The 24201-nt window shown below is 56.1% G+C and carries 22 protein-coding genes; 5 read left to right on the top strand and 17 right to left on the bottom strand.

Annotated features, from left to right (window positions below; translation table 11 throughout):
- The first annotated feature begins 81 nt into the window (after positions 1-81).
- From gloB to OLX08_RS10485, 3 genes are all read left to right on the top strand, one after another.
- Entirely contained in the window at positions 82-855 is a 774-nt protein-coding gene (gene gloB / locus OLX08_RS10495) for a hydroxyacylglutathione hydrolase (protein ID WP_391483241.1), read from the top strand.
- Positions 856-1102: 247 nt separating this feature from the next.
- Positions 1103-3424: an ATP-dependent Clp protease ATP-binding subunit ClpA gene (gene clpA, locus OLX08_RS10490; RefSeq protein ID WP_391481306.1), complete on the top strand. Its 2322-nt coding sequence runs from the start codon at positions 1103-1105 to the stop codon at positions 3422-3424.
- Positions 3425-3475: 51 nt separating this feature from the next.
- On the top strand, positions 3476-4480 hold the full coding sequence (locus OLX08_RS10485; protein WP_391481304.1) for a M23 family metallopeptidase: 1005 nt from the start codon (positions 3476-3478) through the stop codon (positions 4478-4480).
- A gap of 4 nt (positions 4481-4484) precedes the next feature.
- On the opposite strand, the gene OLX08_RS10480 is transcribed toward OLX08_RS10485, so the two are convergent.
- The 3 genes from OLX08_RS10480 to OLX08_RS10470 all read right to left on the bottom strand — a co-directional run bounded on the left by OLX08_RS10480 (position 4485) and on the right by OLX08_RS10470 (position 7987).
- Entirely contained in the window at positions 4485-6200 is a 1716-nt protein-coding gene (locus OLX08_RS10480; protein WP_391481302.1) for a peptidoglycan -binding protein, read from the bottom strand.
- Positions 6201-6202: 2 nt separating this feature from the next.
- Complete coding sequence (locus OLX08_RS10475) at positions 6203-7378, bottom strand: biopolymer transporter ExbB (RefSeq protein ID WP_391481301.1); 1176 nt, start codon at positions 7376-7378, stop codon at positions 6203-6205.
- 69 nt (positions 7379-7447) lie between these two features.
- A complete protein-coding gene (locus OLX08_RS10470) occupies positions 7448-7987 on the bottom strand; it encodes a gamma-glutamylcyclotransferase (RefSeq protein ID WP_391481300.1) in 540 nt (179 codons plus the stop codon).
- Positions 7988-8055: 68 nt separating this feature from the next.
- On the opposite strand from OLX08_RS10470, the gene OLX08_RS10465 reads away from it, so the two are divergent.
- Positions 8056-9057 carry a DUF2125 domain-containing protein gene (locus OLX08_RS10465; RefSeq protein WP_391481298.1) on the top strand — a complete coding sequence of 334 codons (1002 nt, stop codon included), beginning with the start codon at positions 8056-8058 and terminating at the stop codon, positions 9055-9057.
- 39 nt (positions 9058-9096) lie between these two features.
- Here the strand turns inward: OLX08_RS10465 and OLX08_RS10460 are convergent, their stop codons facing one another.
- The 11 genes from OLX08_RS10460 to OLX08_RS10410 form a co-directional block, all read right to left on the bottom strand.
- Entirely contained in the window at positions 9097-10023 is a 927-nt protein-coding gene (locus OLX08_RS10460; protein WP_391481297.1) for a prephenate/arogenate dehydrogenase family protein, read from the bottom strand.
- Positions 10020-11105, bottom strand: a complete 1086-nt coding sequence (gene hisC / locus OLX08_RS10455) for a histidinol-phosphate transaminase (protein ID WP_391481295.1) — start codon at positions 11103-11105, stop codon at positions 10020-10022. Before hisC ends, OLX08_RS10460 begins: the two co-directional genes overlap by 4 nt.
- A 108-nt stretch (positions 11106-11213) precedes the next feature.
- Positions 11214-11834, bottom strand: coding sequence for a 30S ribosomal protein S4 (gene rpsD, locus OLX08_RS10450; protein WP_048599418.1), 621 nt, complete (start codon positions 11832-11834; stop codon positions 11214-11216).
- Between the two features lie 168 nt (positions 11835-12002).
- Entirely contained in the window at positions 12003-13106 is a 1104-nt protein-coding gene (locus OLX08_RS10445) for a Hint domain-containing protein (RefSeq protein WP_391481294.1), read from the bottom strand.
- A gap of 111 nt (positions 13107-13217) precedes the next feature.
- The gene (locus OLX08_RS10440) at positions 13218-13727 is read right to left on the bottom strand and encodes a DUF3299 domain-containing protein (protein WP_391481292.1); all 510 of its coding nucleotides are present in this window, start codon (positions 13725-13727) and stop codon (positions 13218-13220) included.
- The gene (locus OLX08_RS10435; protein ID WP_391481291.1) at positions 13721-14227 is read right to left on the bottom strand and encodes a DUF3299 domain-containing protein; all 507 of its coding nucleotides are present in this window, start codon (positions 14225-14227) and stop codon (positions 13721-13723) included. The genes OLX08_RS10440 and OLX08_RS10435 overlap by 7 nt, the downstream gene beginning before the upstream one ends.
- Before the next feature lie 12 nt (positions 14228-14239).
- Entirely contained in the window at positions 14240-15490 is a 1251-nt protein-coding gene (locus OLX08_RS10430) for an ABC transporter permease (RefSeq protein ID WP_391481290.1), read from the bottom strand.
- Positions 15487-16224: an ABC transporter ATP-binding protein gene (locus tag OLX08_RS10425; protein WP_391481288.1), complete on the bottom strand. Its 738-nt coding sequence runs from the start codon at positions 16222-16224 to the stop codon at positions 15487-15489. Before OLX08_RS10425 ends, OLX08_RS10430 begins: the two co-directional genes overlap by 4 nt.
- Before the next feature lie 14 nt (positions 16225-16238).
- A complete protein-coding gene (locus OLX08_RS10420) occupies positions 16239-16850 on the bottom strand; it encodes a DUF2796 domain-containing protein (protein WP_391481286.1) in 612 nt (203 codons plus the stop codon).
- A gap of 56 nt (positions 16851-16906) precedes the next feature.
- Complete coding sequence (locus tag OLX08_RS10415) at positions 16907-17824, bottom strand: DMT family transporter (RefSeq protein WP_391481285.1); 918 nt, start codon at positions 17822-17824, stop codon at positions 16907-16909.
- A 192-nt stretch (positions 17825-18016) separates the two neighbouring features.
- Positions 18017-20278, bottom strand: coding sequence for an adenosylcobalamin-dependent ribonucleoside-diphosphate reductase (locus tag OLX08_RS10410; RefSeq protein WP_391481284.1), 2262 nt, complete (start codon positions 20276-20278; stop codon positions 18017-18019).
- Positions 20279-20378: 100 nt separating this feature from the next.
- On the opposite strand from OLX08_RS10410, the gene OLX08_RS10405 reads away from it, so the two are divergent.
- Positions 20379-20810, top strand: a complete 432-nt coding sequence (locus tag OLX08_RS10405; RefSeq protein WP_048599411.1) for a DUF1489 family protein — start codon at positions 20379-20381, stop codon at positions 20808-20810.
- Positions 20811-20841: 31 nt separating this feature from the next.
- On the opposite strand, the gene hisG is transcribed toward OLX08_RS10405, so the two are convergent.
- From hisG to hisS, 3 genes are read right to left on the bottom strand one after another with little or no spacing between them, the layout of a single operon-like run.
- On the bottom strand, positions 20842-21543 hold the full coding sequence (hisG, locus tag OLX08_RS10400; RefSeq protein ID WP_391481282.1) for an ATP phosphoribosyltransferase: 702 nt from the start codon (positions 21541-21543) through the stop codon (positions 20842-20844).
- Positions 21540-22616 carry an ATP phosphoribosyltransferase regulatory subunit gene (locus OLX08_RS10395; RefSeq protein WP_391481280.1) on the bottom strand — a complete coding sequence of 359 codons (1077 nt, stop codon included), beginning with the start codon at positions 22614-22616 and terminating at the stop codon, positions 21540-21542. Before OLX08_RS10395 ends, hisG begins: the two co-directional genes overlap by 4 nt.
- Complete coding sequence (gene hisS / locus OLX08_RS10390) at positions 22616-24100, bottom strand: histidine--tRNA ligase (protein ID WP_391481279.1); 1485 nt, start codon at positions 24098-24100, stop codon at positions 22616-22618. The genes OLX08_RS10395 and hisS overlap by 1 nt, the downstream gene beginning before the upstream one ends.
- Positions 24101-24201: the final 101 nt, after the last annotated feature.

Below are 24201 nucleotides of genomic sequence, written 5' to 3'. Positions count from 1 at the left end.
GTTACAGATATTATGACCAAAAACCAGCCATCCAACGAAATCGCTTTTCATGTCACCACACGCGGCGCGTTGGAAGTTGTGATGATCCACACGCGGGTCGACCCAAGCGTGTTTCGCGTCAATGATAACTATGCGTTTTTGATCCATAACGCCGTCACCGGCAGCACCACGCTTATTGATGCGCCCGAAGCCGCGCCCATTATGACTGTTTTGAACGACCGTGGGTGGGGGCTTGAGCATATTGTGATCACACACCACCACAACGATCATGTGGACGGGCTGGCCGAACTCGTAGCCGCCTTTGGCAGTAAAGTAGTGGGCAACGCCGATGATGCGTACCGCCTGCCACCCCTTGATATTGCCGTTAACGCGGGCGCAGAGATCATGTTGTCTGACACGCCGTGTCACATCATTAATGTCCCCGGTCACACCGTGGGGCACATCGCCATTCACGCACCGGACGCTGAATGCGTCTTTACTGCCGATAGTTTAATGACGTTGGGCTGTGGACGTCTGTTTGAAGGAACGCCCGCGCAGATGTGGGACAGCATGCAACGCCTGCGCACACTTCCAGATCACACGTGGGTTTGTTCAGGCCATGAATATACGCAAGCCAATCTGGCTTTTGCCCTGACCATTGAGCCCGAAAACGAAGCGCTTCACGCCCTTGCCGAGCGGGTCGGTGCAAAGCGTGCAAAGGGACTGCCCACCGTACCATCACGTTTAAGTGAGGAAAAAGAGACCAATCCATATCTACGCGCGGACTTGCAAGTCTTGGCCCGCGCCATAAATATGACTGGAGCAGCAGCGGCGGACGTCTTCGCAGAAGTGCGCCAACGCAAAGATAACTTTTAACCACCCCACCCCGTTAACCCACTTGGTTTTTCGCGGAGCACTGCGTTGGGCTGTGCCCGACTGACGAATTGCCGCCAAATCGTGCCGATTTCAGTAAATTTCGTGAAATCTGAGCAAAAAGTGAAAGAAACTCCTTGAAGGTTCGTAAAATCAAGCGAACTTTAACAGTATTAGGCCACGGCAAGATGTGGGTGCGCGTATTCCCGACGTATCCAGTCTGACCCTAGAAGACCGAAAGGACACGAACGTGCCATCATTTTCGACCTCTCTTGAGCAAGCAATCCATCAGGCGCTGGCCACGGCCAACGCGAACAACCACGAGTTGGCCACCCTTGAGCACTTGTTGTTGGCACTTGTGGACGAGCCGGACGCCGCGAAGGTCATGAAGGCGTGCAGTGTGGACCTCGAAGCGCTCAGCAAAACGCTCACTGATTTTATTGACGACGACCTGTCGACCCTTGTCACAGATGTTGAAGGTTCCGAGGCCGTGCCGACAGCCGCGTTTCAGCGGGTGATCCAGCGCGCGGCGATCCATGTGCAATCATCGGGCCGGACCGAAGTGACAGGTGCCAATGTTTTGGTGGCGATTTTTGCAGAACGCGAAAGCAACGCCGCCTACTTCCTGCAGGCCCAGGACATGACACGCTACGACGCGGTGAACTTCATCGCACACGGTGTTGCAAAAGACCCTGCCTACGGCGAGGACCGCGGTCCCAAAGGCTCGACCGATTTGGAAGAAGAAGCCCAGGGCGTCACAGATGGCGACACCAAAGAAAGTGCGCTTGATAAATACTGCGTGGATTTGAACGTGAAGTCGCGCAAAGGCGATGTTGATCCGCTGATCGGACGCGCCCACGAAGTTGAGCGCTGCATTCAGGTGTTGTGCCGCCGCCGCAAGAACAACCCTTTGTTGGTGGGCGATCCGGGCGTTGGTAAAACGGCCATTGCAGAAGGCTTGGCCTATAAGATTGTCAGCGGTGAGACACCGGATGTGTTGTCGAACACGATTATCTATTCGCTTGATATGGGCGCGCTGCTTGCGGGCACACGCTACCGTGGCGACTTTGAAGAGCGTCTGAAGGCCGTGATGAGCGAGCTGGAAGATCACGATGATGCAGTGCTGTTTATCGATGAAATCCACACAATTATCGGCGCGGGCGCGACTTCGGGCGGTGCGATGGATGCGTCAAACTTGCTTAAACCTGCGCTTGCAGGCGGCAAATTGCGCTGCATGGGATCAACGACCTACAAAGAATTCCGTCAGCACTTTGAAAAGGACCGCGCTTTGTCGCGCCGGTTCCAGAAAATCGATGTGAACGAGCCGAGCGTGGAAGATGCGATCAAAATCCTGAAGGGCATCAAGCCATACTTCGAGGATCACCACGCCATCAAATACACATCCGAGGCGATCAAATCAGCGGTTGAGCTGTCTGCGCGCTATATAAATGACCGCAAACTACCCGATAAAGCGATTGATGTGATTGATGAAGCGGGTGCGGCACAGCACTTGTTGGCGGAAAGCAAAAAGCGCAAAACAATTGGCGCCAAAGAGATTGAGGCCGTTGTGGCCAAGATCGCGCGCATCCCGCCAAAGAACGTCAGCAAGGACGACGCAGAAGTGCTGAAAGATCTCGAGACATCGCTGAAACGCGTTGTCTTCGGCCAAGATACCGCCATCGAGGCGCTTTCGTCGGCTATCAAACTGGCCCGTGCGGGTCTGCGCGAGCCTGAAAAACCTATTGGTAACTATCTCTTTGCGGGTCCAACAGGCGTTGGTAAAACCGAAGTTGCACGCCAATTGGCGGATACCTTAGGCGTTGAGATGCTGCGCTTTGACATGTCTGAGTACATGGAGAAACACGCGATTTCCCGCCTTATCGGCGCGCCTCCAGGATACGTGGGCTTCGATCAGGGCGGCATGCTGACAGATGGCGTGGATCAAAACCCGCACTGCGTGTTGCTGCTTGATGAGATCGAAAAAGCGCACCCCGATGTGTTCAACATTTTGCTACAGGTCATGGACCACGGCAAATTGACGGACCACAACGGCCGCGCGACAGACTTCCGCAACGTGATCTTGATCATGACATCCAACGCGGGTGCGTCAGATCAGGCGCGCGCGCCGATGGGCTTTGGTCGTGATCGCCGCGAGGGCGAGGACACCGCAGCAATCGAACGGATGTTCACGCCTGAATTCCGCAACCGCCTTGACGCGGTAGTGGCCTTCGCGCCACTTGGCAAAGAAGTGATTAGCCAAGTGGTTGAGAAGTTTGTGCTGCAACTTGAGGCTCAGCTGATGGACCGCAACGTGACGATTGAGCTGACCCCCGCGGCGGCTGAATGGTTGGGCGACAAAGGCTATGATGAGAAGATGGGCGCGCGTCCGCTTGGCCGTGTGATCCAAGAGCACATCAAAAAGCCCCTCGCCGAGGAGTTGCTGTTTGGCAAGCTGCTGAAAGGCGGCGTCGTGAAAGTTGGCGTCAAGAAAGGCGAGTTGGACATTCGCATCGAAGAGCCCGCAAAAGCGCAGATTGGCAGTAAAAAGCCGCCTCTTCTGACCGCAGACTAAGCGCGCCACATTTGCGCACACGACCAGATTGAGGGCCACATGACGCCATCTATGATACGTTACCTGAAAGGGGCTGCACACGCGGCCCCTTTCGTTTGCGCCGCATCACTTGCCATAGCAAGCGACGCCGCAGGTGAGTTCATGATCGATTTACCGATCGCCTGCACCTTGGGTGAGGACTGTTATATCCAACAATTCGTTGACCGCGACCCAAGCGACGAAGTCATGGATTTCACCTGTGGTAGCCTGAGTTATGACACACACAAAGGTACGGATTTCGCACTGCCCACATTGCGCGACATGGCAGGCGGCGTAGATGTTTTGGCCGCTGCTGCCGGCCGTGTCCAAGGTGTGCGTGACGGGATGCCAGATCAGATTGCCACGGCAGAAAACAGCGCCGCGTTTGCGGACCGTGAATGCGGCAACGGCGTGGTTATTCAGCATCAAAACGGGTGGAGCACGCAGTATTGTCACCTAAAACGTGGCTCGCTTGACGTGCGCGAAGGCGACGCCGTTGATGCAGGTACCGTCGTTGGGCAAGTGGGGCTAAGCGGCAACACGCAATTCCCGCACCTGCATTTCTCGGTTCGCAAAGATGGGCAGGTTATTGATCCGTTTGATGCACAAACTGCAAACACACTCGACACGGCATGCACACAGACACCCGCAAAAACCCTGTGGCGCGACGCCCCCACCTATGAACCCGCCGGTTTGATCAACGCGGGTTTTTTGGGCGGGTTACCCGACTATGACGCCGTCAAAGCGGGGAATGCCGCACAAACAGACTTCAGCATCACCCAAGAGGCCATCGTGCTTTGGGGGTTTGCTTTTGGGGTTAAGCGCGGCGATGTGATGGCCCTGAATATCACTGGCCCCGCAGGTGAAATCTTGGACCACACCACGCTGTTCAAACGCGCCCAAGCCCAAGCGATGCGCGCGGCTGGCAAACCGCTGCGCGGTGTTGGCTGGCCACGTGGCAGCTATGAAGGGACCGTGACACTTACCCGCGCTGGCCGCGTCATTCAGGAAACCGTTACGCAAATGCGCGTCGAATAGACGGTTATTTTTCAGTAAGCTTCAGTTCAATCCGGCGGTTCTGCGCGCGCGCCGCATCTGTGTCAGCGGGGTTCACGGGCTGGTATTGTCCAAAGCCATTGGCCGCCAAACGGTCCGGTGGCAGGCCCAGAAAGTTCACCATATAAAGCACCACGGACAAGGCGCGTGCTTGACTGAGTTCCCAGTTGTTGCGGAATTCGCCCAGCCCAGAAAGTGGGGTGTCATCTGTGTGCCCATCGACGCGGATCACCCAATCAATCCCATCAGGGATGTCGCCCGCAATGTCACGAAGGATGCGCGCAACTTTGGCTATCTCGGCCTCGCCGTCCGCTGACAAATCCGCTTGGCCTTGGGCGAACAGCACCTCAGACGAAAACACAAAACGGTCCCCTTCGATGCGCACGCCATCCTGACCGTCAAGAAGGTCGCGAAGCTGCGCAAAAAAGTCCGACCGGTATTTGGCAAGATCAACGGCCTCGGCCTCAAGACGTTTGCGTTCAGCCTCTTCAAGACGGCGGCGCTTGCGCTCCTCAGTGGCGGCGCGGGCGAGTGCTGCGTTCAGGTTTTGGCCCAACGTTTGAATTTGAATATCGGCCTGCGCATCGGCTTCTGCGGCCGCATCAAGAATACCCTGCAACGAAGAAAGCTGACTGCGCAGCTCACCAATTTGCTGGTTGAGTAGCGTAATTTTGCGTTGGTCTTCAGCAGACTGCGCCTCAACAACTGAAAGCTCCTCGTTGGCTTCGGCCAAAAGAGCGGCGCGTTGTTGCGCCTCCGTCAGGCGAAGGGCTGCTTGGTTTTCAGCCGCAAGTTTGGCCGCCAAAAGCGCGCTTAGCTCTGCTTGCACAGAAGCAGTATCCGCGTCCACACGGTCCTGCAGCGCACCCAGTTCTGCATCCGTTTGTTCCAGATCAAGCAAAGCTTGGGCCAAGCGCGCGTTCAGATCGTCGCGGGTCTCTTGCGTCGCGGCCAGCACTGTCAGGGTGTCTTCGGCCTCTTGGCGCTTGGCCTCAAGGGCCAATGTGGTTGCGGTTAACTCGTCTCGTGCCGCTTCAAGCCGTGCACGCAGCGCCGCTGCCGCCTGCGCATCTGCGATACGGGCAATTTCGGCATCGCTTAATTCCTGCTGTGCATCCGTTAGGGCCTGTTCGGTCTGGCTGAGCAGGGCTGTCGTTTCGGTGTTTTCGGCGCGCAAATCGGCGATTAACGCTTCGAGAGCTTCACGGCGCGCAGCGGCCAAACGGGCGGCCTGCTCACCTGCGCTGATTTCATCACGCGCCGCAGCCAATGCCAGATCAAGCGCTTCTTTATCTGACAGAATTTGCGCGTTTTCGCCCTGAAGTGCGGTAATTTGCGCCTGTGTCTGAGACTGCTGCACCAAAAGGGCGGCAACTTGGGCCTCAAAATCACGGATGCGCGCATCGCGGGCGTCGATGTCATCTTCAGCTTGGGAAAGTGTGGCGCGCAAGCTCCCCAACTCAACACGCAGATCATCGCGCTGACTGGTCGCCAGACCCAAAGCCGCCGACAACGCGCCAACTTCTGCGCCCAATTCATTAAGTTCGTTTTCTTGGCCTGTAATCGTTTCGCGCAGGACCGCTTGGACCACCATAAAAATGGTCAGCACGAACATCAACACAAGCAGCAGCGCCGTCATCGCATCAACGAACCCCGGCCAGATCGAGGCTTGGATACCGTTTCTGCGTTGCGCCAGCGCCATATTTACGCGCCGTCCTCAGCAGCGATGGCACGCGCGATAGTGTTGGTCAAACGCGCCAGATCACCACGAATTTCAGCTGTTGTTTCAAGACGACCCGCGGCCATTTCTTCAACCAACCGCAACAGTTGTACATCAATCGAGCGCAAGCGCATCCGTGCCTCAGCATCAAGGCCGTCACCACCGCCGCCCCCTTGGGCAAGTTGCGCCAGAAGGCGATCTTGGCCATCCGCCACACGCAAAAGAGCATCACGGGTATCGTCGCCGGTTTCCATGCGGGTAGCGAGGTTCGTCATTGTTGTGGCCAGATCGCCGATCTGTCCTTCAAGCGTTTTGCGGCTGGCCTCAGAGCCTGCCATCAACTCTCGCAAACCGTCCATCTGATCAGACATGTGTTCAAGCACACCGGCCATGAAGTTTTGCTCGGCGCTGCTGTCACCGTCTGCGGCGGAAAACGACAGACGTGTGATCGATGACAGCCATTCCTCAAGCTCGCGGTAAAAGCGGTTCTGACCGTGACTGGCAAAAAGCTCCAGCAGCCCCACAATCAGGGATCCGCCCAGGCCCAAAAGCGAAGACGCAAACGCCACGCCCATGCCGGACAATTGACTATCAAGGCCTGACATCAAGCGGTTGAACATATCAACGCCTGCCTCGCCCTCGGTCGGTTGCAGACCGCGAATTGTCTCAACCAACGCAGGTACGGTGGTCGCGAGACCGTAAAACGTCCCCAAAAGACCAAGGAAAATCAATGTGTTGGTGATGTAGCGGGTCATCTCCCGCTCTTCGCCAATGCGGCTTTCGACGGAATCCAAAATAGAGCGCGCAGACGTGGTTGAAATGCTCGTTTCCGCTTTGCGCGAGCCCAACAGAGCCGCCAAAGGGGCCATCAGCAAAGGCGGCTTGGCGATGTTTGCGCCAGGGAGGTTCTGCGCAAAACCTTCGATAAACCGCACGGAGGCGGCCAGTTGGTAGACTTGATAAAAACAGGCAAACACACCCACAACAAAGACCAACAGGATGAAGCCGTTAAGGTAGAGGTTCGATAAGAACACCGGCAAAATGCGCGGCAGTGCCAGATAAAGACCAACGCCCACCAGACCCAGTGCAATCAGCATCATCATGACCTGCCGGAACGGCTGGCTGAAATACGGCGTTACTTGGCGGGTTGAGATATCCATGTGCCTGTCCCTGACCATTTGCGGCTCTTGAGCCTGATCATAGACCTGCCAAAAGGGTAAAGCAAAGTGTTAACCCTTAATCTCGCGGACACGTGCAGAAAGCCATTTTAGGTCCTCATCACGCAAACCAAGGCTTTCGAGATGACTGTAGGTGTTATGCAAATACTCACAATTCGGGCCACGACCGCCCGTGCTGCGAGCGATGATCTGCGCTTGGGTCTCAAGGCTTAGATCGGCACAATATTGTACGTGGGTCGGATCGATGATGTAGCTAACCGCCTTGACCGTGCGCCCGTCCCGCAGCGTGACTTCGATCCAGTCCTCATAATAGGCCGAACTGACCAACTCGCGTTCGCGCAGCATGTCCAAAACCACATCACTTGGGTCCGCCGAGCGCAGCGCAACGCCTTCGCAGCTTGCCCCGTCCTTTGCATCAAGTGCCAAGACAAGACCTGGCTGTTCAACGGTGCCACGGTGATGAATTGACGACATACAAAACGACCGCGCAAACCCCGCCACCTGTCCGATGTGTTGTTCAGCCACGTTAAAGCCCGGGTTCCACACAAGTGACCCGTATGCAAAAACCCAAAGCGCGTCGTCGTTCATCATGCCTAGCCCTTTTCGTGTTGGCTCTGTAAACACTGGCACAGCACAAGATGCAACGAAGGGAACATAAGATGCGTTGGATTATTGGGGCCTGTCTTGCGGCGGCCATATTGTGGGCAGGCTATTGGTTTGTTGGATCAACCGCGGCAGAACGCGGCGCCAAAGCATGGTTCGCAGATCGCAGTGCCCAAGGTTGGGTGGCCGACTATGACAGCATCGAAACCCGCGGGTTTCCGTCTCGCTTTGACACAACGATCAATGCACTTGAACTAGCTGATCCGCGCACCGGCTGGGCATGGAGTGCCCCGTTCTTTCAGGTGTTTGCCCTGTCCTACAAACCCAACCACATCATCGCCGTTTGGCCGAATGAGCAAACCATCGCAACGCCGTTGGCGCGCGCAAACATCACCGCCGAGGACATGCGCGCAAGTGCCGTCTTTTTGCCTGATACAGCCCTTACGCTCGACAGTGCGACTTTCACCTTTGAAGGACTTGAAGCAACGGGCAACGGCGGTGCCGTAACGCAGATCACCAACGGCACCGTATCTGTGCGGCGCGCGGCGAACGCGGAACTTACCCGTGATTTTTATGCGCAACTCAAGGGCGTCACCCTGCCTGATGCCCTGCGGGCACAATTGGACCCTGCGGATGTTTTACCGCAAATCATCGAAGGGCTAACCATCGATGTGACTGCCAGTTTTGACGCCGAATGGAACCGCTTTGCAATTGAACAAGCGCGTCCACAGCCGACCTCAATTGACCTGAACCTGTTGGCGGCAAGTTGGGGCGGGCTTGATCTGCGGGCGGCGGGTGATGTGACCCTTGATGGTAACGGCGTTCCGACCGGTGAGATACAGCTGAAGGCGACCAACTGGCGCGAAATGCTGAAAGTGGCCGAGAACTCTGACATGGTGCCACAAGGTGTGTTGCCGTTTATCGAGCGGGGTCTTGAGATGCTTGCGGGGCTGTCAGGTAATACCGCAACGCTCGATGTACCCGTGACATTCCGTAACGGAAACATGGCCATCGGCCCCTTCCCCATCGGACCTGCCCCGCGCATCAGGCTGCGCTAGACGGCCCATGAAACGGGTGCAAAACAAACGCAGCGCGGCTTAATCCTTAGTCGCGTTGCGTCCAAAGTTCGGGACATCCACGTCTTGGCCCGCTTCCAAAATACCACGGCGGATCGCACGCGTACGCGTGAAATAGTCGTGCAAATGATCGCCGTCACCCGTACGAATTGCGCGCTGAAGGGCGAAAAGCTCTTCGGTAAAGCGGCCCAAAATCTCTAGTGTGGCTTCTTTGTTGTTCAAAAAAACGTCCCGCCACATGGTCGGATCAGAGGCCGCGATCCGTGTGAAATCCCGAAAACCCGTGGCTGAGTAATTGATCACTTCCTGTTCGGACACGCGTTGCAAATCATCGGCCACGCCGACCATCGTGTAAGCAATCAAGTGCGGCGCATGGGACGTGACGCAGAGAACCAAATCATGGTGATCTGCATCCATCGTGTCGACTTTACTACCCATCTTTTCCCAAAGCTCAGACAGCTTTGCCACCGCATCTGCATCGGTATTTTCATCCGCGGGCACAATCAAACACCAACGGTTGTCAAAAAGTTCGGCAAACCCTGATGTAGGGCCAGACCGCTCCGTTCCAGCCAACGGGTGGGCAGGCACAAAGTGGACATTGCTTGGCAAGTGCGGACCAACTGCATCAATAACCGCGCGCTTGACTGAACCCACGTCACTGACTGTTGCGCCAGCCATCAAATGGGGGGCGATGTCTTTGGTCACCTGCTCCATCGCGCCGACTGGAACACATAAAACAACCAGATCCGCGTCCTTAACGGCCTCGGCTGCGCTGTCGCACACGCGGTCACACAGACCAATCTCGCGGGCCGTATCACGGGTCTTGGCTGAGCGCGCGTAGCCCGTTACCTCACCGGCAAGTCCACTGCGTTTCATCGCCCAAAACATAGACGATGCGATCAGGCCCAAGCCGATCAGCGCCACACGGTTGTAGACGGGGCCGCTCATTGGGAAGCGTCCTTGAATGCGCGCACCGCATGGACAACACGGCGGCACGAAGCCTCATCACCTACGGTAATGCGCAAACAGTTGGGCAGCTTGTACCCTGCTACGCGACGCACCAACAAACCTTGGGATTTCAGATAATCATCACACGCGTTCGCCTCGGCCTCCGAAGCAAAGCGCGCCAGCACGAAGTTCGCAGTCGATGTATCAGAGGGCACGCCCAACTCGGCCAAACCTTCAGCCAACCAAGCACGCCACTTGGTATTTTCGGTGCGGCATTTCTCAACATATTCCACATCACGCACAGCAGCCTCGGCGGCGGCAAGCGCAGGGTTAGACAAATTGAAAGGGCCACGCACACGGTTCAGTACATCAATAATTTCTTTCGGGCCGTACCCCCAACCCACACGCAATCCACCCAGGCCATAAAGCTTTGAAAAAGTGCGAGTCATGAAGACATTTGTCCGCGTCGCCGCAAGCGCGGCACCGCCGTCATAGCCCTCAACATATTCGGCATAGGCTCCGTCAAGCACCAGCAAACAATTCGACGGGATGCCATCTGCAAGCCGGCGGACTTCCGCCTCGGAAATCATTGTGCCGGTGGGGTTGTTCGGATTTGCGATAAATACAAGCCGCGTGCGCGGGGTGATCCCCGCCAAAAGCGCATCCACATCTGTAACACGCTCACGCTCGGCCACTTCCACGGGGGTCGCGCCGGCAGCAAGTGCGCTGATGCGGTACATGGAAAAGCCGTGCTCCGTATACAGCACCTCGTCGCCGGGACCGGCGTAGGCGTTGCACAAAAAGCTGATAATCTCGTCACTGCCCACACCACAAATGATCTGCTCTGCCTCAAGCTGATGCACTTCGGCGATGGCGTTGCGCAGGCTGGCGTGATCCGTAGACGGGTAGCGGTGCAGATTGCCTGCCTCGCGGACCAATGCCTCGCGGGCGCTGTCGGGCGGACCAAAGGGATTTTCGTTTGATGACAGCTTTACCACATTGCTAAGCCCTTCAACATGTGAAGCGCCGCCTTGATACAAAGCGATGTCCATAATCCCTTGTTGTGGCGTCAAATCTGTCATGGCCGTGTCTCCTTCGAGGCAGTGATAGCGGGGCTAAGTCGACTGTGCAAAAACAAAAAGGCCGCGGAGGATGTCCCCCGCGGCCTTTCGAATGAATATGCGTCAGAATTAGTTCTGTGCGTAGTATTCGATAACGAGGTTTGGTTCCATTTGCACTGGATATGGCACGTCAGACAGGCCAGGTGTGCGCACGAATGTTGCAGTCATTTTTGTATGATCAACGTCCATGTAGTCAGGAACATCACGCTCGGTCAAAGCAACAGCTTCGAGCAAGGCAACCATTTGCTTGGAACGATCACGCACTTCGATCACGTCACCTTCTTTAACGCGGTAGGAAGGGATGTTCACTTTTTTGCCGTTCACACGGACGTGGCCGTGGTTCACGAACTGGCGTGCAGCAAAAACGGTCGCTACGAATTTCGCGCGATACACAACTGCATCCAAGCGGCGCTCGAGAAGGCCGATCAGGTTTTCGCCTGTGTCGCCTTTTACACGTGCAGCTTCAACGTAGATGCGTTTGAATTGCTTTTCTGTCAGGTCGCCGTAGTAACCTTTCAGTTTTTGCTTGGCGCGCAACTGAAGACCGAAGTCAGACAGTTTACCCTTACGGCGTTGACCGTGCTGGCCAGGGCCATATTCACGACGGTTAACGGGGGATTTTGCGCGGCCCCAGATGTTTTCGCCCATGCGGCGATCGATTTTGTACTTGGCAGACGTGCGTTTGGTCACGGCTGTTCTCCTTCGGTTGTAGCGCTTGCGCGCGTGAAGGGCGTTGTCCTTTGGTCACCCATTTGGGCTTCCCGACAGGCATCCCCTTGCGAGGGCCACCAACACCAATGAAGCCGCGCTTATACGGCAGTGAACGGAGCTGTCAACACCTTCGCACGGGCCTGTGTGCTATGCGCGTTTGGCGATGTCGTGGCTTAACACCGCAACGTCAGAGCGGCTTAAACAACGGCGCGCTGATGGGCCATAATTTTCGGGGGTATCACGCAGTTCAGCAAAGCGGTCAAAAAGCACGTCACGCTGGTCTTGCGCGATCTCGTTGAGGTCTGTTTGCGCAGGGTGAAAGCTTTCCACCTCAAGCCCGTTTGCCCAAATGATCTGATGCTGCTCAAACATCAGGTGATTATAAAAAACCTCGCGCACGGTATGATCTATGAAAATCTTGCGCCCGTTGAGCAGTTCTTTGGCGGGCACCAGCACCTCGGGCGTGTTGAAAAGACGGCGCGCGGCGGCCCCACGCAAAACCAGTTGATGATCTGGCGAGACAAGCAAATCGCAATCCGGAACATCATCGAACACGGCATACGCGCGTATCCTGACTGGCCGCAGATGGGGCATGGCAAACATTCGTGCCCCTGAAATGCGCCGCCCCCCACGCCACACAATAGGTTGCGGGCCATTGTCTTTGGTCTGCACCCAATCCCCCTCGCCCAGATGTTCAACCGGTACGGGACCAGTTGGCGTGTCGATCAATGTGCCGTTGGTAAAGCAAATGACCGCATCGGCTGTGTCACTCACACGGTTGAAACTGCGCGATGGGGTATGACGCGCCACAACCCAAAGTTCTGCGCGCGGCGGGGGCAGTTCATTCACAAACAGCAATAATGGCGCACGCGGCGTGCCATCATCTTTGTGACCGGTGGGGATTTCAATTGCCGTGTATCTGTGTGTGCCATTGGTCAGGATAAAATGAGCATCCCGCGCCCTGTCATCGACCCCACTCAAAGGGAGCCGCGCATTGCTGCCGATCGTAGAAGACCCCAACGCAGCACCGACTAGTTTGCGCGCCATTTTGGACGCACGCGCGTGTAAATCCGCCTGCCCTTCGGCCTCGTTCAAAAGTAGGACATCACGGGGGCCGTCCACGCGCACTGCCTCGCCAGACCACGCCCATGCGGACCCCACATGCAATTCGGCCGCAGGTGCGTCCGGCAATCCATCTACTTCTGTCTGAGCCCAAGAGATTACGAACGCGCCTCGAAAGCTCGTTCCCATAACTCGTTACTCTGCCTCAACTCGTTTTTTATTATTTATTAAGATTACCACAAGCCGCGTGTGCACGGAAGATAAATCAGATACCAAAGACACCTGACAATCAAAGCTGTCCTAGACGGAAAAAGGCACAATTTTTTCTGCTGACAGCGCATAGGCAATATCGGCCAGTTGGGTCGACATAGAGGCCGTTCCAAACATACCGATCACGTTGACTGCCTCATACAGCCCCGAGCTTTCGTAAGGTTCAGGCGTGGTCACAAAAACCAGTTGATTGGCAGGGGGCGGCGGCACATGGATGCAAGCGCCCACGAAAGGCACCAGAATAAATGCAGACACCCCACTGCCCGAATATTCAATCGGCACGATGAAGCCCGGAATGCGCACGATCTGGCCGTTCCAATCCGTGCGCACACCGCTGGATTTTGGTTGCATGGCGCTTGTGGCCATCTCGTCATGATCGATCAGGTTTTGCACCACTGGCGGAATGGCCATTTGGCCTTTGGGCAACAGATCGCGCCATTCCAGATCGATATACTCGGCCGCCAGAGCCGCACGCGCCCCAAGTGGCAAACTGGCAAGTGCTGCGATCACAGCGCGCCGGTTCGTGCGGCCATTTACCATTGGTACACCTCCATCGCATCAGCCAATAGCGCGTAGCCCGTTTGCGCCACTTCGGTCTGTTGAATGGCGTGGCTGATCTCGCCGGTGACCCAAACGGCTTCCCACAAATCATCGTTGGGCCAAGGGTCCTGCGCTGTCACAAACACCAACTGGTTAGGCGGCGGCGGCGGCACGTGGATGCACGCGCCCACATAAGGAACAAGAACAAATTCACGCACCCCACCGGTGCCAAATTCCAACGGGATAATATAGCCGGGCATACGGATATAGGCGCCATCAAGGGCGGGGTTTAGCTTGGTTGCGTTGCCATCAAAAACCGGCTGCCATGTGTCGTTTACCGGATCAATGTCGCCTTCCCCGATGATCTCCGAATAAGGCACCCCGGGCGGGATAAGTTCTTCCCACATGATTTCACGGGCCGCTGCCGCACGCACCGCGCTTGGCATCACCGCACTGGCGGCGACCATGCCTAACATCTGACGGCGAGACGGGGTTTTCATCAAACAGTGCTCCTAAATCTTCACTATCATACCGTCCGCAACAGACGCGCGATAGGCCCTGATCGCGGGAACGGCGCTCACAATTGCGCCAGCAATTACGACACACAGCACCACAATTCCCTCACGAAACGTGGGCGGCTCAATTGCCAACCAAAGGCCAAAGGCCGCGTCAATCATCGGTTGCGCCACCACAAGCCCGCCGTACAGCATCACCACCCCAAGCGCCGCGCCCACAGCGGACATCAACGAAGCTTCCAACACCAACAGCCCCACGATGACCCGTGGCCGCGCGCCCATTGCCCGGAAAATTGCCATTTCGCGTCGCCTTTCTGACAGGCTTGAAAAAAGCGTTGCCATCATCCCGATCAACGCGGTGACAATGACCATCGCTGAAACTGCCAGTAGCGCCGTTTCCGCGATGCCCACGATTTGCCAAAGTTCCTGAAGTGCCACGCCCGGCAAAATCGCCAGAAGCGGTTCTTGGGGATATTCATTAATGGCGCGCTGCAGGCCAAAAACCTGAAGACGGCTGTTGGTGCCGATAAGTGCCGCGGTGATTGCCTTGGGTTCCAGCTCCATCTGGCGGATCACTGCCTCGGGCGTGGTGGCCAAAGACGTACGCGCGCCGCTTTGCCAGTCAACATGAATGGCCTCAATCGCGCGCAGTCCAACGATGACAGTCCGGTCAACAGGGGTGCCTGTTTTCTGCAAAATGCCCGACACACGAAACGGCAGATCATCATGATCGCTAAACGATGCCAGCCCATGTGACACGACAATCGGGTCGCCTATGTCATAGCCTAATGCGTCAGCAACATCCGCGCCAAGAACCGTATCAAACAGATCCCCCATCAACGTACCTTTTGCCAACTCAAGCCCCCTGCCCGAGCGATATTTGTAACGCTGAAAAAACGCATCCGTGGTGCCCATCACACGAAACTGTCGGTGACTATCACCCAAAGAGATGGGCACGATCCAATCAACTTCGGGGCGGGCCAAAATGTCTTGGTAGCTTTGCCACGTCATATTGTTGGTGGCGTTCCCAATCCTAAAAACCGAATAAAGCAAAAGCTGAACCGATCCGGAACGTGCACCCACGATCAAGTCCGTCCCCGATATGGTGTCGGCAAAGCTGGCCTTGGCGCCGGTGCGCACTTTCTCAACACCCAAGAACAACATGACCGACAGCGCGATGGCCAAGACAGTCATAACCACCGTGACTGCACGGGCGCGCAATGATCCCAAGGCCAGTCGGATAATCATGCGCTGTGCTCCGTTTTGGTGGCAGACCGCATTTTTTGCGGTGGCGGAGGCAACGTTTGAGCAATGTCGTCCATCTGCAGAACCCGATCAAACATCGGCGCAAGGCGCGCGTCATGGCTAACCATCATCACGGCAGAATTATGCGTGCGGGCCTGATCGAATAACAGGCTAAGAAAAGTCTCTTGGGTGGCGGCATCAAGCGCAGAGGTTGGCTCGTCTGCGATGATTAGCGGCGGGAACCCGATAAGCGCACGGGCAGCGGCGACGCGCTGTTGTTGGCCCACACTCAAACTTCCCGCCCGCGCAGCCAGTAGCGCCTCATCAATCCCAAGCGCTGCACACAGCCGTGCGGCCTCATGCAGCGGCCCCGAAACGCGGCCACGTCGCTTGGGCGCAAACCGCAATGGTAGCAAAATGTTGTCCGTGACACTTGCGTAGGGCAGCAAATTGAATTGTTGGAAAATGAGGCCAATATGTTCGGCCCTGTGTCGATCCCGCCGCGCCGCAGATAGGGTGCAAAGATCAGCACCACCGACATCGATGCGCCCCTGATCTGGCATAACGGTGCCGCAGATCAGCGACAGCAACGTGGATTTACCTGACCCGCTTCGCCCTAACAAAAGCACTGTTTCGCCTGCCGCGACCTGTAGCTGTGGCACCGCAAGGCCAAACCCCGCACGCCCCCAACGGTACGACACATCCGTCATGGACAAAACCTGATCTGGGCGCGTCACGGGCTGCGGCTTTCTCAGAACATGCCGCGCAAGTCGAGAACAGGCTCGCTGCGGGTAACTTTGAAGCGGATCGCGCCTGCATCGCTTAGGATTTGCACATCGACTTCGCGGGCATTTTCGAAGTGGCCAAAATAAGCAAACTCAACAGTGCTGAGCGCGTCAGGTGATGCGCACTCCAACAGATACTCTGCGTGAAACTCTGCGTGACTGTCCCCGTCCGCGTGCGCGTCATGGGCGTGCTCATCGTGATTGTGTTCATCGTGATTGTGGGTATCGTGATCATGCGCATCTTGGCCTTGAACGTGCCCCTCATCCGCTTCAAGCTCTGCCGCGGCGCGCACGACATTGCAGCCAGCCTCGGCAGACAACACGAACAAATCTAGCGGACGCGCAAGCGCTGCGACCCCGTCAGCAATAGCCGCTCGATCCACATCACTGCTTGCCACATACTCAAAGCCCACAATATCAGCACCCGGCGCATGAAATTCCATCGCAACCTGCCCACCATCGACGGCAATGTTTAACTGCCCCACCCCGTGTTCGTGGGCGCCAAGCTGGCGGGTGTCAGAGGCATGAAGAGCCGTGGTGCATGCCAAAGTGAAAGCGGCAAAACTCAAAAATCTCATAAGCTGATCCAATCAAAATTACCTTAGCGCAACGGTTCAATTTACACGCTATTTTGTCAACGGCGTTGACGCAAACGGGCAAAGAGCCGCCCATCGGTAACCGCAAAACCAATGGCGATCACAGCAAAGCCCGCAAACGCCTGAATTCCGATCCGTTCAGACAAGAACAACGCCCCAAGCGTGATGGCAAACGGCGGGATCAACAACGTGACCAGCATCAAGTTGGCCGCCCCTGCGCGCGCCAAAATCGCAAAGTAGAGCAAATAGGCGAGCGCCGTTGACAGCACCGCCAGCCCCAAAAGCGCGCCCCATGTTGCAGGCTGAAATGCGAATGACGGGGCACCGTGGGCAAACCATACGATGGGCAGCATTAACACGCTGCTGCACACCACCATACCAAGCGCATTCATCAAAGGTGGCTGACCGGCAAGCGTGGTTTTGCCCCATACACTCGCAAAGGCATACGACAACGTCGCGCCCAGAATGGCCAGTTGTGCCAGATTGGTTAGGTTGAAATCCTGCAACGCATCAGGCCCCATGATGAAAGCAACCCCCGCAAGACCCAGGGCCGCGCCGATCAATTTGTTGGCGCGCAGCGGCTCATCGGGCAGCAAAAGCCCAGCAATCAGCGCGCCAAACATCGCTGTCGTCCCGTTCAAGATTGAGGCAAGCCCGCTCTCGATTTGGGTCTGGCCCCAGAATATGAGCGAAAACGGTATCGCATTGTTGAGCGCGCCCATCACCAGATAAGCGCGCCAAACCCGCAAGCTGCGCGTGATGGGGACACCGCGCAAAACCACAACCATAAGCAAAACCGGAACCGCCAGCGATACCCTGAACAACGTGATGACAAGCGGCGGCAACTCACGCAAAGCAACCTCGGCGAAAAAGAAAGACCCACCCCAAACAGCCGCCAACAAAAGCAGCAAAAGTGCGGCATTCAGGTCCACAACGGGAGAAGTCGGTTTGCCCATCAAAGCACCTGTAATAAGTATTTACATTGCTATCTAACTGCACAGGGTAGCAGAAGGCGACCCAGTTCTTGCGGGATGTGGGTGACTATCAAACGTCTATCTTCAACAGCAAATCCGGTGCCAAAATAAAAAACACCCGCAGCATCACCGCGGGTGTTTCGCAATACACAAAAAATGCACCTCTAGACTAGGCTAGCCGCACTTTGAGTGACCACAGTCCGAGCATGTCATGCAGCCTTCACGCATTTGCAGGCTATATTGACCACAGCTTGGGCAAGCTTTTCCACGGCTTTCGTGAAGGTTCACGACTTGTTGCTGCGGATCGCTTTTGAGGCCCATGCCTTCACCTTCGATCATGCCGATAGAGATCATGTGCTTTTCGATCACTTGACCGATCGCCGCCAAAATCGACGGAACATAACGGCCTTGAATCCATGCACCACCGCGCGGATCAAAGACCGCTTTCAGTTCTTCAACAACAAACGACACATCTCCACCACGACGGAAGACCGCCGAGATCATGCGTGTAAGTGCCACTGTCCATGCGAAATGCTCCATATTTTTAGAGTTGATAAACACTTCAAACGGACGACGCTGTTGGCCAACCATCACATCATTGACGGTGATGTAGATCGCGTGCTCGCTGTCGGGCCATTTCAACTTATAAGTTGTGCCTTCAAGCTCTTGTGGGCGGTCAAGCGGCTCTGACAAGTAAACAACATCTGCACCGGTATCCGCCTCAGGTGCGCTTTCGCTGCTTTCCGAAACAGACAGAACAGAACCCGTCACATCATTTGGACGGTAGGTTGTGCAGCCCTTACAGCCCGTGTCCCACGCTTCCATGTAGACTTCTTTAAATGCCTCAAAGCTGATGTCTTCTGGGCAGTTGATGGTTTTGGAAATGGAGCTGTCGATCCACTTTTGAGCCGCAGATTGCATCCGAACGTGATCAAGCGGCGCAAGTGTCTGTGCGTTGACGAAATAGTCAGGCAGCTCAGCATCGCCGAACTTTTCGCGCCACATCTGTACTGCGTAATCTACGACTTCTTCTTCAGTACGGCTGCCGTCTTTCTGCAAAACCTTACGTTTGTAAGCATATGCAAATACCGGCTCGATGCCTGATGACACGTTACCCGCGTAAAGGCTGATGGTGCCTGTTGGCGCGATGGATGTCAGAAGCGCGTTACGAATACCGTGCTTGCGAATGGCATCTGTGACTTCTTTGTCCATGGTCGCCATTGCACCGCTGGCCAAGTATTTTTCTGCATCAAAGAGCGGGAACGCACCCTTCTCCTTGGCCAGATCGACAGATGCCATATAGGACGCGTTTGCGATGGCTTTCATCCATGCGTCTGTTTGCTCAGCCGCCTCAACGGAGCCGTAACGCAGACCAACCATCAACAGCGCATCCGCAAGACCTGTCACACCAAGGCCGATGCGGCGCTTAGCTTGGGCCTCTTGCGCCTGTGCCTCAAGCGGGAAGCGTGATGCGTCCACGACGTTGTCCATCATGCGCACAGCGGTCGCGACCAGCTCTGTCATTTTGGCAACATCAAGATGCGCGCCCTCTTCAAAAGCGTTCTCAACCAATTTGGCCATGTTGATCGAGCCAAGCAGACACGCGCCATAGGGTGGCAGTGGCTGCTCACCACATGGGTTGGTGGCCGCGATGCTTTCACAATAGTTGAGGTTATTCATCGCATTGATGCGGTCGATAAAGATGACACCGGGCTCTGCGTAATCATACGTGGACTGCATGATCTGGTCCCACAACTCGCGGGCGTTAACCGTTTTATGCGTCACGCCATCGAACTTCAGATCCCAAGTTGAGCCTGCCTTCACTGCCTCCATAAAGGGGTCAGTGATCAAAACGGAAACGTTAAACATCCGCAAACGCGCCGCGTCAGATTTTGCCGTAATGAAGTCTTCGATGTCAGGGTGGTCACAGCGCATTGTCGCCATCATCGCACCACGGCGCGAGCCCGCGGACATAATTGTGCGGCACATCGCATCCCACACATCCATGAACGACAGAGGACCTGAGGCATCTGCCGCCACCCCCTTTACACCAGCACCTTTGGGGCGAATGGTGGAAAAGTCGTACCCGATGCCACCGCCTTGCTGCATCGTAAGCGCTGCTTCTTTGAGCATCTCAAAAATGCCGCCCATGCTGTCAGGGATCGTGCCCATAACAAAGCAGTTGAACAACGTAACAGACCGCTCGGTTCCGGCACCCGCAGTAATGCGGCCCGCTGGCAGATATTTGAAATCCTCAAGCGCGCTGTAGAACCGCTCCTCCCAATGGGCGGGGTCCTTTTCTACCGACGCGAGCGAGCGCGCAATCCGGCGCCACGTGTCCTCGACAGTGGTATCGATGGGTGTTCCATCAGCTTCCTTGAAACGGTATTTCATGTCCCAGATTTGCTCAGCAATGGGGGCAGTGAATCGGCTCATAGCGGGTTTCCTATTTCGATGTTCAATGGCAGACCCACACAATAGCTTGATGGTGCACTGATTTCTACTACCATTGATTGATAATTTTGAGGGTCGGCCTGTGGAAAAGATAATTAATTTAATCAAACTATCAGTTGGAACTGAAAACGTTGAACAATTACTGGCTTGGCAGGCCCTGCCTCGCGCGCGCACCCGCGATAATAAACCGCAGCACATTACCCGTATGTGGCCGAAACGTGAGGAGGAAATCCTCAATGGCGGCTCAATCTTTTGGGTGATCAAAGGCGTTATCCAGTGCCGGCAACGTATTTTGCGCCTTGATGAATACATCGCCGGTGATGGCATTCGCCGCTGCGCCATTGTTGTCGATCCTGAAATGCACCGGACGGAAACCGCCCTCAAGCGGCCATTCCAAGGCTGGCGATACCTTAAACCAGAAGATAGTCCGGCTGACCTGTCGGATGCCCGCGCAAATGAAGAGGCGCTGCCAGCGGACCTAAGCGCTGCATTGGCCGACATTGGCGTGCGTTAGGCGTGCGTTGACTCGCAACTAAATGGACGGCCTAGCGCGCGTCCTGCAGCCTCAGCACATCCACAAGCTGAGCAAGATTTGTGCGGTCCGCTTTGGTCATCGGCGCACTTAGGGATCTAAAGAGCGTGGCCTGAGACCGGTGCACCGGCTCACCCGACAACACCCGCAAGTGGTTGGCTCGAAGTGTTTCACCCGTTGAAGTAATGTCGGCAACAGCCTCGGCCGTCTCGTTCTTGACCGTACCTTCTGTGGCGCCTTGGCTATCTACCAGTTGGTAGTCCGCAACACCGGTGTCGCGAAGGTGTTCGCGCACAAGCCGGTGGTATTTGGTCGCAATCCGCAAACGATGGCCGTGATCAGCCCGAAACTGCGCCGCAACTGCATCCAGATCATCAAGCGTTTCAACATCGACCCACACGTCTGGCACCGCAATAATCAGATCGGCGTGGCCAAAACCAAGCAGAGCTAACTCGCTGACGTGGGTATCCCAATTCGCCAGCTTTTCGCGCACCAGATCACTGCCCGTAACCCCAAGGTTGATGCGGCCAGCGGCCAGCTCACGCGGGATTTCACCTGCGGACAAAAGAACCAACTCAAGTCCCTCAACGCCCTCAACCTGGCCCGCGTACTCCCGCTCAGCGCCAGAGCGCGACAGCGTCACACCCCGCTGTCCAAACCAATCAAACGTCTTTTCCATCAAGCGCCCTTTGGACGGCACACCCAACTTGATCATTGCGCCACCTCCAACAAAAGCCCCGGACGGATGACACCGCCGACTGCAGGAATAGTTCGTCCGTTGCCCAACCGTTCCGTCAGCGCATCATAGCGACCACCTGTTGCTATAGGCGGCAAATCCGGACGTGACGTTGAGCGGAACCCGAAGACAAAACCATCATAGTATTCCATCGATGTGCGTCCGAAACTTGCCTCGAACGGTAAGTCATCGACACCAACACCTGCGGTAGACAAAGCATCAAGGCGGGCATCAAATTGCTGAACAGCCGGTGCAAGAAGCGGGAAATCAACGGCAAAATCACGCAGCGCGGAAAGTGCATTAGGGCATGTCTCACGCAAATTAAGCAACGCGTTGAGCAACTCAACCTCACCGGCACCAATGGGCGCCGTAGCCGCATCTTGGCGCAGCACATCAAGGCGTGCCTCGATCTGTGCAGCCGAACGTTTGCCGATCAACGGCCCTGCATTTTTGAACGGCTGGTCAGAGGCAAGTAATTTCGCGCGCGCATCGCTTACAGGAAGTGCGCCGCTGTAGCGTTCAAGAAGCTGTCTAAAACGGCGTGGCCGCCATACGTGACGCATCAGCGCCGCTTTGCGCCGCGCGCTTGTGTTAAGGGACTGCACCGCGGCCGTCACCAGACCAATGTCGCCTGTTACTGCGGCCAACCCGTAAGGGGTAAGCACACGGCTGAATAGGCCGAAAACCTCTGCATCGGCTGCGGCGCCGTCGCGGTCAAAAGCCTCGTAGCCCACTTGCATATACTCGCAGGCACGTTCCGCATCCGTGTCTTGACGGCGAAAAACTTCACCCATGTAGGCATAACGCGCAGGCTCTGCCCCGCCGTCCATGTGCATCTGGACAACAGGCACAGTGAAATCGGGACGCAGCATTTGCTCACCGCGCAGCGGGTCTGATGTGGTGTAGGCTCGCGCGCGAATATCTTCGCCGTAAAGGTCCAACAACAAATCCGCAGGTTGCAAAATATCAGCTTCGACAAGCTGTGCGCCCGCCCCTTCGAATTGGGCCAAAAGCCCCTGAGCCAGCGCGCGTGAAGCTGCTTTTTCAACCATTATGAATAGCTTTCGATGATCTCGCGCACTTTGGCGACCAGCTGATCGCGCGGCACTTCGAATTGTTGCGGCCGGTCTCGCCATTCATCCAACGTCGCGTTTTCAGCAAGCTTGGCTCCAAGGATCAGGTCTTTGATTTGAACGATGCCGTTGTCTGCCTCATCGCTGCCTTGGATCACTGCACATGGGCTGGCGCGCTTGTCTGCGTATTTCAGCTGGTTACCAAAGTTCTTGGGGTTGCCCATGAACATCTCGGCGCGAATGCCAGCATTGCGCAGTTCGGTCACCATAGATTGGTAATCCGCAAGACGGTCACGGTCCATCACGGTCACAACAACCGGACCTGCGTGTGTTGCTGTCATGCGTCCCTTTTCGCGCAGCGCCGCCAACAGACGGTCAACGCCAATTGAAACACCCACAGCCGGCACTTCTTGGCCCGTAAAGCGCTTGACCAGATCGTCGTATCGACCACCACCTGCCACAGAGCCGAATTGGCGGGGACGGCCTTTTTCATCAAGAATTTCAAATGTCAGCTCAGCTTCAAAAACGGGGCCGGTGTAATAACCCAGACCGCGCACAACCGCCGGATCAAGTTCAATGCGATCTGCGCCGTATCCGCCCGCTTCGAGCAGATCCGCAATCGTGTCAAGCTCGTCCACGCCTTGTAGCCCCACCTCAGAGCCCGCAACCAACTCGCGCAGCCGCGCAGTTGTCTCACGGCCCGTGGCACGTTTGGCATCCATGAAGCCCATCACCACATCGGCTGCGGCGTCATCAAGCCCCGCACCTTTGGTGAAATCACCTGACGCATCTTCGCGCCCTGCCCCAAGCAAAGCGCGCACGCCTTCAACGCCAAGCCGATCCAATTTATCGATGGCGCGCAAAACAATGCCGCGTTCAGAGGTTTTGTCGTCACCGGCAAGACCAGCAACTTCCATCACACCGTTCAAAACTTTGCGGTTGTTCACGCGCAGAATGTAGTCGCCGCGCGGGATACCCACGGCCTCAAGCGTATCTGACAGCAGCGCGCAAATCTCTGCATCAGCGGCCATTGACGCCGTTCCAACTGTGTCCGCATCACATTGATAAAACTGACGGTAGCGGCCAGGGCCCGGCTTTTCATTGCGCCACACAGGTCCCATCGCATAGCGGCGGTAAGGCGTCGGCAAATCGTTGCGGTGTTGGGCGTAAACCCGTGCAAGTGGTGCAGTCAGATCATAGCGCAGCGCCAGCCAATTTGCGTCCTCATCTTCTTGCCAAGCAAACACACCTTCGTTGGGGCGGTCCACGTCTGGCAAAAACTTTCCTAGGGCTTCCACAGTTTCCACCGCAGAGCTTTCCAACGCATCAAAGCCATAGCGATGATACACCCCAGCGATTTGCTCCAACATATGTGCGCGGTCTGTGACCTCAGCGCCGAAGTAATCGCGGAAACCTTTGGGCGGGAGCGCCTTTGGTTTGGGTTGTTTTTTCACTTTGGCCATGACAGCGGGCCTCCAAAAGAAATGCACGGCCCACTTACCCCGATGCATTGCCGTGGGCAACCATGCGCGCAGTAGCAATTCCCGAATGAGTGGCGTATGTC

Source organism: Nereida ignava (assembly GCF_047114695.1).
Classification (GTDB): domain Bacteria; phylum Pseudomonadota; class Alphaproteobacteria; order Rhodobacterales; family Rhodobacteraceae; genus Nereida; species Nereida ignava.
Note: the sequence above shows the minus strand (reverse complement) of the source record. Positions and strands in the feature narration are given on the sequence as shown.

What these genes read in the sequence shown, in the direction of transcription:
- gloB (WP_391483241.1), top strand. Translation starts at nt 82, where the DNA reads ATGATCCACACGCGGGTCGACCCAAGCGTGTTTCGCGTCAATGATAAC.
- OLX08_RS10485 (WP_391481304.1), top strand. Translation starts at nt 3,476, where the DNA reads ATGATACGTTACCTGAAAGGGGCTGCACACGCGGCCCCTTTCGTTTGC.
- OLX08_RS10480 (WP_391481302.1), bottom strand. Translation starts at nt 6,200, where the DNA reads ATGGCGCTGGCGCAACGCAGAAACGGTATCCAAGCCTCGATCTGGCCG.
- OLX08_RS10475 (WP_391481301.1), bottom strand. Translation starts at nt 7,378, where the DNA reads ATGGATATCTCAACCCGCCAAGTAACGCCGTATTTCAGCCAGCCGTTC.
- OLX08_RS10470 (WP_391481300.1), bottom strand. Translation starts at nt 7,987, where the DNA reads ATGATGAACGACGACGCGCTTTGGGTTTTTGCATACGGGTCACTTGTG.
- OLX08_RS10465 (WP_391481298.1), top strand. Translation starts at nt 8,056, where the DNA reads ATGCGTTGGATTATTGGGGCCTGTCTTGCGGCGGCCATATTGTGGGCA.
- OLX08_RS10460 (WP_391481297.1), bottom strand. Translation starts at nt 10,023, where the DNA reads ATGAGCGGCCCCGTCTACAACCGTGTGGCGCTGATCGGCTTGGGCCTG.
- hisC (WP_391481295.1), bottom strand. Translation starts at nt 11,105, where the DNA reads ATGACAGATTTGACGCCACAACAAGGGATTATGGACATCGCTTTGTAT.
- OLX08_RS10445 (WP_391481294.1), bottom strand. Translation starts at nt 13,106, where the DNA reads ATGGGAACGAGCTTTCGAGGCGCGTTCGTAATCTCTTGGGCTCAGACA.
- OLX08_RS10440 (WP_391481292.1), bottom strand. Translation starts at nt 13,727, where the DNA reads ATGGTAAATGGCCGCACGAACCGGCGCGCTGTGATCGCAGCACTTGCC.
- OLX08_RS10435 (WP_391481291.1), bottom strand. Translation starts at nt 14,227, where the DNA reads ATGAAAACCCCGTCTCGCCGTCAGATGTTAGGCATGGTCGCCGCCAGT.
- OLX08_RS10430 (WP_391481290.1), bottom strand. Translation starts at nt 15,490, where the DNA reads ATGATTATCCGACTGGCCTTGGGATCATTGCGCGCCCGTGCAGTCACG.
- OLX08_RS10420 (WP_391481286.1), bottom strand. Translation starts at nt 16,850, where the DNA reads ATGAGATTTTTGAGTTTTGCCGCTTTCACTTTGGCATGCACCACGGCT.
- OLX08_RS10415 (WP_391481285.1), bottom strand. Translation starts at nt 17,824, where the DNA reads ATGGGCAAACCGACTTCTCCCGTTGTGGACCTGAATGCCGCACTTTTG.
- OLX08_RS10410 (WP_391481284.1), bottom strand. Translation starts at nt 20,278, where the DNA reads ATGAGCCGATTCACTGCCCCCATTGCTGAGCAAATCTGGGACATGAAA.
- hisG (WP_391481282.1), bottom strand. Translation starts at nt 21,543, where the DNA reads ATGATCAAGTTGGGTGTGCCGTCCAAAGGGCGCTTGATGGAAAAGACG.
- OLX08_RS10395 (WP_391481280.1), bottom strand. Translation starts at nt 22,616, where the DNA reads ATGGTTGAAAAAGCAGCTTCACGCGCGCTGGCTCAGGGGCTTTTGGCC.
- hisS (WP_391481279.1), bottom strand. Translation starts at nt 24,100, where the DNA reads ATGGCCAAAGTGAAAAAACAACCCAAACCAAAGGCGCTCCCGCCCAAA.